We start from the raw sequence: 10,508 nt of genomic DNA on the forward strand, positions 1-10,508 counted from the left end.
AAGACACCTGAATTCTCAAATCATTCCTGCACTTGTTCCTGGTCGTGCTTGAGGCGCTTGGTTTCGGCGAGCAGCGACATGCTGTGCATCAGGTTCTGCAGGGTGACGATGCCGACTAGACGGCCGCTGTCCACCACCGGCAGCACGGTCACTCCCTGGGAAGTCAGCTTGCGGAAGGCGGCGGCGAGCGTGTCGCCAGCCTGCGACACGGAAAAGACGCGGTTCATCACCGACTGCACGTAGCCGTTGCCGCTGGCGCGGAGGGCGTCGAGAATCTTCTGCCGCGAGATGACGCCAACCATATCGCAGCCGCGGACGACGGGAAAATCGTCCTGCAGCGTGTGGACGGCCTTGTAGAGCGCGTCTTCCAGGGTATCGGCGGGCGAGAGCGTGGAGAAGTCGGTGAGCATGACCTCTTGCAGGCGCACCTGTTCGAGCACGGATTGAAAGACCGCCGAACGGTCTTCCAGTTGCGCCGCAACGAAGAGGAAGAATCCCACCAGCATCAGCCAGGTGTTCCAAATGCCGGCGAGAATGAACGCCATGGCGAAGCCCTGTCCGATGGAAACGGCGCGACGCGTGGCGCGGACCTGGTCCATGCGGCGGGCCAGCAGCGAGCGCACGATGCGGCCCCCATCGGCGGGATAGGCGGGCAGCAGGTTAAAGACGCCGAGAAAGAGGTTGACCCAGAAAAGACTGCGCGGCAGGTTGCCGGAATAAACGAAGGGCTGCTTCCAGAGCGCGGCTTCGGGAGCGACGCCGAGCACGATGGCGGCGGCGATGAAGGCGAAGAAAAGATTGACCGCCGGCCCGGCGAGCGCGATGCGGAGTTCGCGGTCGGGCTCCAGCTTCTGGCGCGCAGGTTCCTGCAGCAAGCTGACGCCGCCGATGGGCAGCAGCACCACGGAGCGCGCCGGCAGCCGCTGCTGCAGGGTGGCGAGCATGTGCCCGATCTCGTGCAGGATCACCGAGGCGAGCACCAGCCCGACCAGCGCGAGGCCGCGCCCGAAACCGGAGGCGCCCAGCCCCGAGGCTTCTGTCATCCATACAAACATCAGAAGGAACGCGAAGGTGAGATGGACGCGGATGTCGATGCCGAAAATTCGACCCGCGGGAAACGACCAACTTCTCATCGGTGGGACACCTGCTCGAATCATTGTAAATGGTGGAGGTGGGTTGAGGGAGGCCTTTCGGTCTATCGGTCGATTGGCCTTTCGATTGAGTCGAATCGGTCACACGGTATTGCTGGCGACGGCCTCGACTCGCGCGATCCGATAGACCAACAGACTGATTGACCGATAGACTGAGCGGCGGAATGCGCGTCATCGCGGGTCAATATCGCAGCCGGGCGCTGCGCTCGCTGCGCGGTAGGGATATCCGTCCGACATCGGACCGGCTGCGCGAAACTTTGTTCGACGTGCTCACTGCCGGGCGACCGGACGCGCTGGCCGGCACGGTGTGGCTCGACCTGTTCGCCGGCACCGGAGCAGTGGGCATTGAGGCGCTGAGCCGCGGCGCACACGCGGTGCATTTCGTGGAATCATCGGCGCGAGCAGCGGCGGTGATTCGCGAGAACCTCCGCGGCCTGGGCATCAGCGAAGGATTTGAAATCCAGGAGCGCGAGACGGGGCGCGCGCTGCGCCTGCTTGACAGCCAGGCAGTGGCCTGCGACTACGCGTTCCTCGATCCGCCGTACCGGATGCAAGAGGCGTACGACGAAATCCTGAGTTTCCTGGCGCAATCGTGCTTGCTGCGGCCGTCGAGCGTGGTGATCGCCGAGCACGAGAAGAGGTACGAACCCGGCGAACGCTTCGGCGCGTTGCAAAGACATCGCGTGCTGAAGCAGGGCGATGCGGCGTTGAGTTTTTATCGGCTGGTTATGAAGTAGTTGGTGGTTGGGGGCTGGGAGCTGGTAGTTGGTGTCCGCGGTTGCAAGTGCGAAAGAAATTCTTGCACGCTGGCTGGTTACACGACCGCGGGCGAGGGCGCCCGTGCCACATCACTAACAGCGCGCCCCATTACATCAGCAATTCGTCGGTGCGGCGCACGATGGGATGCTGGCGCTCGGCGAGGTCGTTTTTCACCTGGTTGAGGCCGAAGACGCACTCTTCGAAGCGCGCCGCAAGCTTGGCAAATAGGGGCGCGGCGTTGGCGTACTCGAAGAACTCGAACTTGGAGACGATGTAATAACTCTCCTTGCCGGCGCGGATGAAATCCACGAAATTTTCCAGGCGCTGGCGGCGCAGGCGGAAGCGATTGATCGCCTCGGGAAACATGCCGGTGAAGAACAGGGTGTAGTCGCCGATGTGCTTACGCACGGCGCGCTCGCGATCGAACGACGGCGCTTCTCCAAACACGGGGTCGGCTTCGAGCAGCAATTCGCCGACGTCGTCGAGCGGGCGTCCGGCGGCATCGCGGATGCGGTACAGTTGCTCGATTTCCGTGAACTCGGTGAGCATGTTGGCGATGTACTCGCTCACCTGCGGATCGCGCAAACCGATGGCGTGGTGGAAATGTTCGTGGACCAGCTCGAAGAAAAACTGCTGCAGCGGATGCAATTCCGGAACCAAGGCTCTGTCCTTTCCCGGCGCTTGTTGTGGTAGATACCGCAAGTCGCTCACAGACGCAAGTGACTTTCGATACTTCCGCGAGTGACCTCCGCTGGGAGCGGGCCGCGCCAGCACACGTCGGCTACTTGTTCCATCCACTCGAACCGGACTAAGCCGTTCTGGCCGGAATCTCCGCCAGGGGAAGCCACACCTGAAACCGAGTATCGCCGGGCCGGGAGGTGACCTGAATGTTGCCTCGGTGCTTCTTCACAATGCGCTGGACCGTATCGAGACCGAGTCCCGTCCCCTCTCCGACTCCCTTGGTGGTGAAGAAAGGCTCAAAAATACGGGGCCTGATCTCGGGCGGAATGCCTGGACCGCTGTCGCCGATCTCGACGACAACGCAAGCGTCCTCTCGATAGGTCCGAACTCGAAGCTCGCCACTGCCCCCCATCGCGTCAATAGCGTTGTCAATGATGTTGGTCCAGACCTGGTTGAGCTCGCTCCCGAACGAATTCACCAGGAGAGGAACCTGCTCGTATTCGCGCCGCACCACCACTGCGCGCCGCTTGAGCTTATGGTTCAGTATTGTAAGTGTGTTTTCCAGGCTCTTCACGATGTCCACGTTTTGCACCGGCGCCTGGTCCATGAAGGTGTATTCCTTAATCGCACGCACCAGCTCGGAGATCCGCGAGGTACTGCTCTCGATTTCGTTCAACAGGGTCGCCACCTCGACGGACGCAGCGATCCGCACCAGAGCGGCCCTGGCGGTATCTGCGTCGAGGCTGGTAAACAACGATTGCAGGACTTCCGGCTTGACGCCTCTTCGCGCAAGATCGGCGGCCAATTGCCACAAATTGCTCTGCCCGTGGCTTTGCAACCACGAATCAAGCTGGTCTTCCAAATCGCTGATGGTTAGAGCATCGGGGGGCGGCCCATCCAGCCCGGTGAGCGCAGCTTCCAGCTTTTCGATTTCCGCTTTCTGTGCCGAGGTGAGGTCGCGCCTTCCCAACTCGTGACTCGCGTCCTTAATCCGTTTCAGAAGGTCGCGCAATTGGCTGGTAGCACGTTGGGCGGCAGAAGCAGGATTGTTGAGCTCATGAGCGAGACCCGCGGAAAGCTTGCCCAGAGCAGCCAGCCGGTCACGCTGTTGCTCGATGCGGGTAGTTTCACGGATTCTATCGGACATCACGCCCACCAGGCGCTTGGCCAACTCCGGCATCTTCTGCACCAGATCCGGAAACAGCGATGCCGGAAAACGCAGGATGCGGCTGTCTGTCACTGCCCGCGCGGTCACCGCGAGCTGCTTCATCCTGGAGAACGGCAGGGTTCCGGTGACATCGCCCGACTTGTTAGAAAGTACAACCGTTTCGCCACCAAACTCGCCGCGCAACTGCGTTTCTCCCTCAAGGATCACGTACATCGCGTCCGCAGAATCTCCCTGGCGGAGATAGACTTCACCGGCGTGCACTTGCATCTCCTGCGACTGGCTTAAGAACCAGGCAATCTGGTCCTCGGGCAGATCGGCGAATGCCGGGACGCGAAGTAATTCCGATTTCTCGATCATTTAAACCTTGCTTAGGTACTGATGGATGAACTGCACCGCCACCGATCCCTCTCCGACTCCGGAGGCCACGCGTTTGACGGAACCGTGGCGCACGTCGCCAACGGCAAAAAGGCCGGGGACATTGGTCTCGAGCAGAAACGGATCGCGGTCGAGCGTCCATCCCTTGGGACGTTGCCCGTTGCGAATAAGATCGGGACCAGTCAGGATGAACCCGCGTTCGTCGCGTTCGACGACATTCGCCAACCAGTCGGTTCGCGGCAGCGCCCCAATGAAGATGAACATGGCATTGGCCGCCACGCGCTCTGTTTTGCCGGTGTCGGAACACAAGACTGAGATTTCCTCCAAGTGCGATTCACCATGGACTTCGGCCACGGCGGCATGAGTCCACAGTTGAATGTTGGGTGTCTTTTTGACTTGGTCGATCAAATACTGTGACATGGTGCTGTCGAGGGAGGCGCCGCGCACCAAGATGACGACGCGCTCGGCGTACTTGGAAAAGTTCATCGCGGCCTGACCCGCCGAATTCGCGCCGCCTACCACATAGACAATCTCGCCCTTACAGGAGAGCGCTTCGGTCGAGCCGCCGCCATAGTAAACGCCGGCACCCTGCAAGCGATCGATACCCGGAGCGGCCAGGCGCTTCCACTGCACTCCCGCGGCGATCATCAAGGCGTGACAGGAGATCTCGTTGCCGTCCGCCAGCTTGATGATGCGGTAAGGCCCTTCGATGCGAATGCCGACCGCCTCCTGCGGCGACAAGATTTCCACGTCAAAACGGCGAGCCTGCACAACCGCGCGACGGGCCAGATCGGCGCCGCTAAGCCCGCTGGGGAATCCGAGATGGTTCTCGATGAGCGAACTCATTCCTGCCTGGCCGCCCGGCGCTTCGCGCTCAATCATTACCGTTTTCAGACCTTCCGATGCGCCATAAACGGCAGCGGCCAGCCCGGCCGGACCTCCACCCACGATCGCCAGATCGTAAAAGCTAGTTTGCGCACGCGTCCGCAAACCAATCTTCTGGGCAACATCCGCGGGCACGCCCTCCAGGAGCTTGGTCCCGTCGGGGAACAGCATGACCGGGAGTTTGGCGGCCTCCGGGCCCAGAGCCTCCAAGAGGCGTTTAGTTTCCGGATCATTGGCGGAAAGCTCAACGTCGATCCACTGATAGGGAACATGATTGCGGGCGAGGAAATCGCGCAAATCATACGAGCGTGGCGACCAGCGCGTGCCCAACAAGCGTATTCCGTCGAAAGTTGGGTGGTAAGAAGCTCGCCAGTCGTCGAGCAAGTCATCCAACTGCGGATAGAGGTGCTCCGCGGGCGGGTCCCAAGGCTTGAGGAAGAAGTAGTTAATGTTGGCTTGATTGATGGCGCTGATGGCGGCGTTGGTATCGGCGTATGCGGTGAGCAACGCACGCTTGGCTTCGGGAAAGATCTGAGATGCTTCCTGCAAGAAACCGACGCCGTCCATGCGCGGCATGCGCTGGTCCACAAGAAGCAGGGCCACACTGTCGTTGCGGACCTTCAGTTGCTTAAGAAGGTCCAGCCCACCCTCGGGAGAATCGCTTCCCATGACTCGGTATTCGGCGCCGTACTGCGAGCGAAGATCCCGTTCAATCGTGCGCAAGACGTCGGCGTCGTCATCGACACTCAGCAGAATTGGTTTCGCCATGATCGGCCTCGGATTTGGTGTCAGATGGCTGCAGCGTTCCGGGCTGCCGTACCTGATTAGATACAGATGCCTGGATTACGTCGCAGATCGCGTCGCTATCCGACAATCGCGGTCATCTGCAGCACGTGAGAGCCGAGTCGAAGATCGCCGATAATCTGGACTTGGGCAGCGGCCGCCTGCCGGTCAATTCCCTTGGTAAAGATGCGCCATGCGATCTCCTGCGGGATGATAACTTGAGAGGTTGCTTGCCCCAGGAAACGGTCCACGAGCCGCCAGGATTCGGGGCCTCGATGGAGATACCAGGCGCCGCCGCACTCACCGGCAATCTCGAATTGCAGCAGCGTTCCCGGTTCAGCCTGCAGGTCACGGTAGGCATGAGGCAAGCCGCGCATGAAGCAATCCAGAACCGGGTGATAAAGCTCCCGCGTCATGATTCCCGGCCGATTCAAGGCCAGCCTGATCTGTTGCTGATGGTGCCAGCGTTCCGTGAATTCGCGGGCCGTATCGAACCAGTTCGGCGAGGCCGTGTCACCAGCCCAACTTACAGCGAATTTGGCCGGCGCGAACGGGTCCAGCGATTGGTGATATTCGGCGCTCTCTTGCGAAGCCAACTCCATCATCGAAATCAGCACGGGAGGACTCAGGCGGCGATACAGCCGCACGCCCTCTTCGTTCAGCCGATTGACGAACGCAACCAAGTCTGCGGGGGAACGGATGACCACGGCCTCGCCGACATGCCCATCTCGGGCAATCGAGAGCTTGCGCAAATGCGTGTCCAAAAGATGCGCAGCGACATCTTTGACCTTCCACTGCGGGGAGATCGTTTGCTTCTCCCAATCCTCCGGCGACAGCGCCCGGAGCAAATCGATCAGCAGACCTTCGATCTTCGGAAACAGGTGCGCCGTCCGAATGGGACCGAGGGGCTTAGCCGGTTCGTCCATCGAAGTAACCATAAAACAGAAAATGCCCGCGAAATGGCAACCTCGCGGGCAGGATGCTGCACGACTGAGCCTAGAAAGTGAACTTGACCGCGAGTTGCACCTGCCTTGGGTCGCCAACCCCTTGGCGCAGGTAGCCGTCGAAGTTGAACAGCGCCACGGACGTCAACGGATTGACATTGTTCTTGCTGTTGAAGGTGTTGAACATCTCCACCATGGGAACGATGTTCTTGCCTTCGCCGACCTTGATGGGCCGCATGGCGCGCCAATCAAAGGAGGTGTAAGCATTGTCCTTCCAGGTGGAGTTGCGTTTGCAGGTGAAGGTCGGGTCGGCAGCGCATGCGCTGGTCGTGATGGGCTGAGGCGTGTGCGCCTGGAGCCGCAGGTTGACGTTCACATGAGCGGGAAGCTCCGCATAGGTGTAGAGGTTGAACTTGTGACGCTCGTCGCGATTGGAGAAATGGTAGTCACGTGCCGGGCGAAGCGGATCCAGTCTGAAATCGTCAAACGGGTCGCGCTCGTTGGAATCGTTGTCCAGATCCTCCGATAAAACGTAGTTCCACTCGAGTTGGAAGTGCTGGCTGAAGCGCTTCCTCATGCCGATGGTGAAGCCACGATACAGGGATTTGCCCCGGCTGTTGGTGAGGTAGAGATCGCCGAGGGCAGGCGAGAAGGTGCCGGCTGGCACAAAGGTGCCATTATCGGCGTAGTAACCGCCGCCGGCAAATACGCCAGCGCCATTGACGTTATAGAAGCTGGTCATGTGGACGCCCTTGGACCAAGTAAAGTCGGTGTAGAGCGCCCAGTTGGGAGAAATCTCCTGTTCACAACCGAGGTTGCCGGTGTAGACGCGCGGGTTGGCGTAATGCCTGTCAAAGACACGCACGCCGGAAAACGGCTGGATACCGGTGCCGGCGGGGGTCAGCAGGTTCGGCCAAACCGGAGCCGCTGCGAAGCCCTGGCGAATGTTATCGGTGCTCGCGAAAATAGTGAACTGTTGCGCGCCGTTGGTGGTAATGGAGCCCACCTGGCTGAGCATGTTCTGGTGGCCGTTAAAGATTCCGGCGTTGGCGCGCAGGACTGACTTGCCAGTGCCAAACAGATCCCAGGCAATTCCGACGCGGGGCTGGAACTCGGCTTTCTGGTTGTGCAGTGTGCCGTCGGAGGGAAACAGCGGGTTGCTGAGGAATGGCCCGTAGGCGGTCTTGCTGGGAGCGATCGCGGGGTCGGGCAAGATCTGAGCTTCCCAGCGCAGGCCGTAGTTCAAGGTGAAATTGCGCGTCACCTGCCACTTGTCCTGCACGAACAGCGCATAGTCCTGGTTGGTAATGCTGGAGGCGCCCGGCGGAATATTCACCAGGCCGGTGGGGACGCCGTCCTGGAGGTAGAACAGGAGCGGGCCGCCGTTGTAAGTCGAACCGGCGGGGCATGCCGCCGGCAGCGTGACGAACGAGCCGTTGCTGCACTCGGCGGTGTTCGGCCCAAAACCGCCGGCAGCGGCCGGCGAAGCGTAGCGCAGGAACCCGGTCACGCTGTCGAACAAGTAGCGGCCGGTGAAGAATCCGCGGAACGTCTGGGAATTCAGGCTGTGGATCCACTCGCCGCCGAACTTGATGTTATGCGAGCCGTGGACGATGGAGTAGTTGTCGCGAATCTGGGTACGCCAGAAGATCTCGTCCACCGTCGGTTGCAGGAAGAAGGGATTGCCGAAGCGGAAGCTGGGCGCAAAGCCGACGCCGGTGTCGGCGGGCACGTTGGACGGGGTGGTGGCGCGCGGCCGGTTCTCGCGGCCATAAGTGAAATGCAGCTCGTTGAGCTGGGTGGGCGAGACGGTGGTCAGCAAGTTCACGTTATACGCCTGGATCTTGGAAGGGCCCTCGGTACCGTTGGCGGAATCGCCATACGTCGGCACGTCGAACGTCTGGTTCTCATTCTTCGAATAGTCGAAGTTGAACGAGGCGCTCAGCTTGTTGCGCGGCGTAATATTCCAGTCGTACTTGGCCAGGACGGCTGAATTGCGGGTAGGGTGTTTTACGGGCAATCCTTCCGCCTGGCCGCGGGCGTTCTGGATGAAGTTGACCAAGGCGAGTCGCTGACAGTCGGTATTGGCGTTAATCAGGGCCTCGTTCGCCGTGATGGTGGGCGCCTGAACCGGGCACGGAGTGGATCCCAGTTGCGCGCTCAGGTTGTCGCGGGTGAGGTTGGCGAGGATCTGCTCGAAGGCGCCGAAGAAGAACATCTTATCCTTCTTGGTTGGCCCGCCGATGGTGCCGCCGAATTGTTCGCGGCTGAAGTTCTTAAGGGGCTTGCCGTCCGAGGTGTTGGAACTGAGCGCCTCCAAGCGCTGGAAGTGGAAGACGCTGCCGTGGACGTTGTTGGTGCCGGACTTGGTCACCACATTGACCACGCCGCCGGCGGTGCGGCCGAACTCCGCCGTCGCTCCACTGGCCACGACCTGGAATTCCTGCACCGCATCCATGGTGATATCGATAGCGGCGCGCTGGCCTCCCATCTGCTCACCGAAGAAGCCGTTGTTGTAGTCGCCGCCGTCAAGGCTGATATTGTTGAAAATGCCGCGCTGGCCGGCAAAATTAATCTCGTCGCCATCCGGCCCCTGCACGATGCTGACACCCGGCGTGAGCGTGAGCAGATCCTCGAATTTGCGCCCCAGCACCGGGGTTGTGCTTACCGTGACCGGCGCGAGCGTGCTGCTGACCTCAGTCTTGGTTGCGTCCACCGTCGGCGTGGCGGTCACCACCACTTGTTCAGATGTGGCGGAAACTTTTAGCGGGACATTGAGCGAGATCGTCTGGCCGACCGTCAGATGGACGTTCTGCTGCACTACCGTGGCGAAACCCTTGGCCGAGATCGTTACCTTGTACCCGCCTGGGGGCAGGGCCAGAAAAACGAAACGACCGTTGGAATCCGTCGTCAGACTTCGCGTGAAGTTTGTGTCGGGGTTGTTCACCTCTACCGACGCTCCCGCGACCACGGCTCCCGACGGATCTACGACCGTACCCTGCACCACACCAGTCGTGATCTGGCTCTGGGCGAACAGTCGAGGAGAAAGCGTCAGCAACAAGCAGCAAACGCAGACCAGGCGCAGCGATTTCATCGTGCACCCTCCAGTGAACTGAGGAATAAGCACCACTCCCGCATGATGTAAGGACCCAATTACTGAATGCAGACTACGGAGAGATTCCTGTTGGAGTTGACGGATTATAGACCCGACTGAAACACTTGCAAGTGTTTTGTTGCGCCAATGAAAAGCAGGCTTTCCCTGCCTCGACTTATGCTGGGCTTCCGGCTGCGGCCGCCCCTGCGCCGCGTAACCGCGTCGAGTGCCTGCGGAGTGTGGGATCAGCAGCAGAACTGAGGGGCATGTGGTAAATTATCGAAAGTAAGCGTTCCCGCCTTCGCGGAGAGGTGGCCGAGTGGCTGAAGGCGGCGGTTTGCTAAACCGTTGTACGGGCTAAAACCTGTACCGGGGGTTCGAATCCCCCCCTCTCCGCCAGTTCCTACAATCCCAATCGCTAAGGCCTCGCTGGACCGCCGAGGGTGCTGGCGCTTCCGCCCGGTCCAGTCTCCCGAAGATGTCCCAACCTGTTAGCCAGTCTGCGTAGGCCCGACATCCTTGGGATACGATTAGAGCGGATTCATGGTTGCTGTACCCTGTAGCCGCAGTGGCGGAACCAAGCGACAGCGTTGTCGGCAGTAATCGACGAGATCGCTTCCGCAGCGGCCTGTTCCAGGGCTTCCGCAAGTCGTGCTTTGGCACTGCGG

7 protein-coding genes and 1 tRNA gene are annotated in these 10,508 nt (G+C 60.5%); 2 read left to right on the forward strand and 6 right to left on the reverse strand.

The window, feature by feature from the left end; all coding sequences use genetic code 11:
- Positions 1-20: 20 nt before the first annotated feature.
- Positions 21-1,133, reverse strand: coding sequence for a site-2 protease family protein (locus tag LAN64_14455; GenBank protein MBZ5569040.1), 1,113 nt, complete (start codon positions 1,131-1,133; stop codon positions 21-23).
- A gap of 182 nt (positions 1,134-1,315) precedes the next feature.
- Here LAN64_14455 and rsmD point away from each other — a divergent pair, with 182 nt between their 5' ends.
- Complete coding sequence (rsmD, locus tag LAN64_14460; protein ID MBZ5569041.1) at positions 1,316-1,888, forward strand: 16S rRNA (guanine(966)-N(2))-methyltransferase RsmD; 573 nt, start codon at positions 1,316-1,318, stop codon at positions 1,886-1,888.
- A 130-nt stretch (positions 1,889-2,018) separates the two neighbouring features.
- On the opposite strand, the gene LAN64_14465 is transcribed toward rsmD, so the two are convergent.
- The 5 genes from LAN64_14465 to LAN64_14485 form a co-directional block, all read right to left on the reverse strand.
- A complete protein-coding gene (locus LAN64_14465; GenBank protein MBZ5569042.1) occupies positions 2,019-2,570 on the reverse strand; it encodes a hypothetical protein in 552 nt (183 codons plus the stop codon).
- Between the two features lie 148 nt (positions 2,571-2,718).
- Positions 2,719-4,116, reverse strand: a complete 1,398-nt coding sequence (locus tag LAN64_14470) for a cyclic nucleotide-binding domain-containing protein (protein MBZ5569043.1) — start codon at positions 4,114-4,116, stop codon at positions 2,719-2,721.
- On the reverse strand, positions 4,117-5,787 hold the full coding sequence (locus LAN64_14475; GenBank protein MBZ5569044.1) for an FAD-dependent oxidoreductase: 1,671 nt from the start codon (positions 5,785-5,787) through the stop codon (positions 4,117-4,119).
- 95 nt (positions 5,788-5,882) lie between these two features.
- Positions 5,883-6,728: a maleylpyruvate isomerase N-terminal domain-containing protein gene (locus LAN64_14480; protein MBZ5569045.1), complete on the reverse strand. Its 846-nt coding sequence runs from the start codon at positions 6,726-6,728 to the stop codon at positions 5,883-5,885.
- Between the two features lie 70 nt (positions 6,729-6,798).
- Complete coding sequence (locus LAN64_14485) at positions 6,799-9,840, reverse strand: TonB-dependent receptor (protein ID MBZ5569046.1); 3,042 nt, start codon at positions 9,838-9,840, stop codon at positions 6,799-6,801.
- 305 nt (positions 9,841-10,145) lie between these two features.
- Here LAN64_14485 and LAN64_14490 point away from each other — a divergent pair.
- Positions 10,146-10,239: transfer RNA gene (locus tag LAN64_14490), tRNA-Ser, on the forward strand.
- Positions 10,240-10,508 lie beyond the last annotated feature (269 nt).

Source organism: Terriglobia bacterium (genome assembly GCA_020073185.1).
GTDB lineage: Bacteria > Acidobacteriota > Terriglobia > Terriglobales > Acidobacteriaceae > JAIQGF01.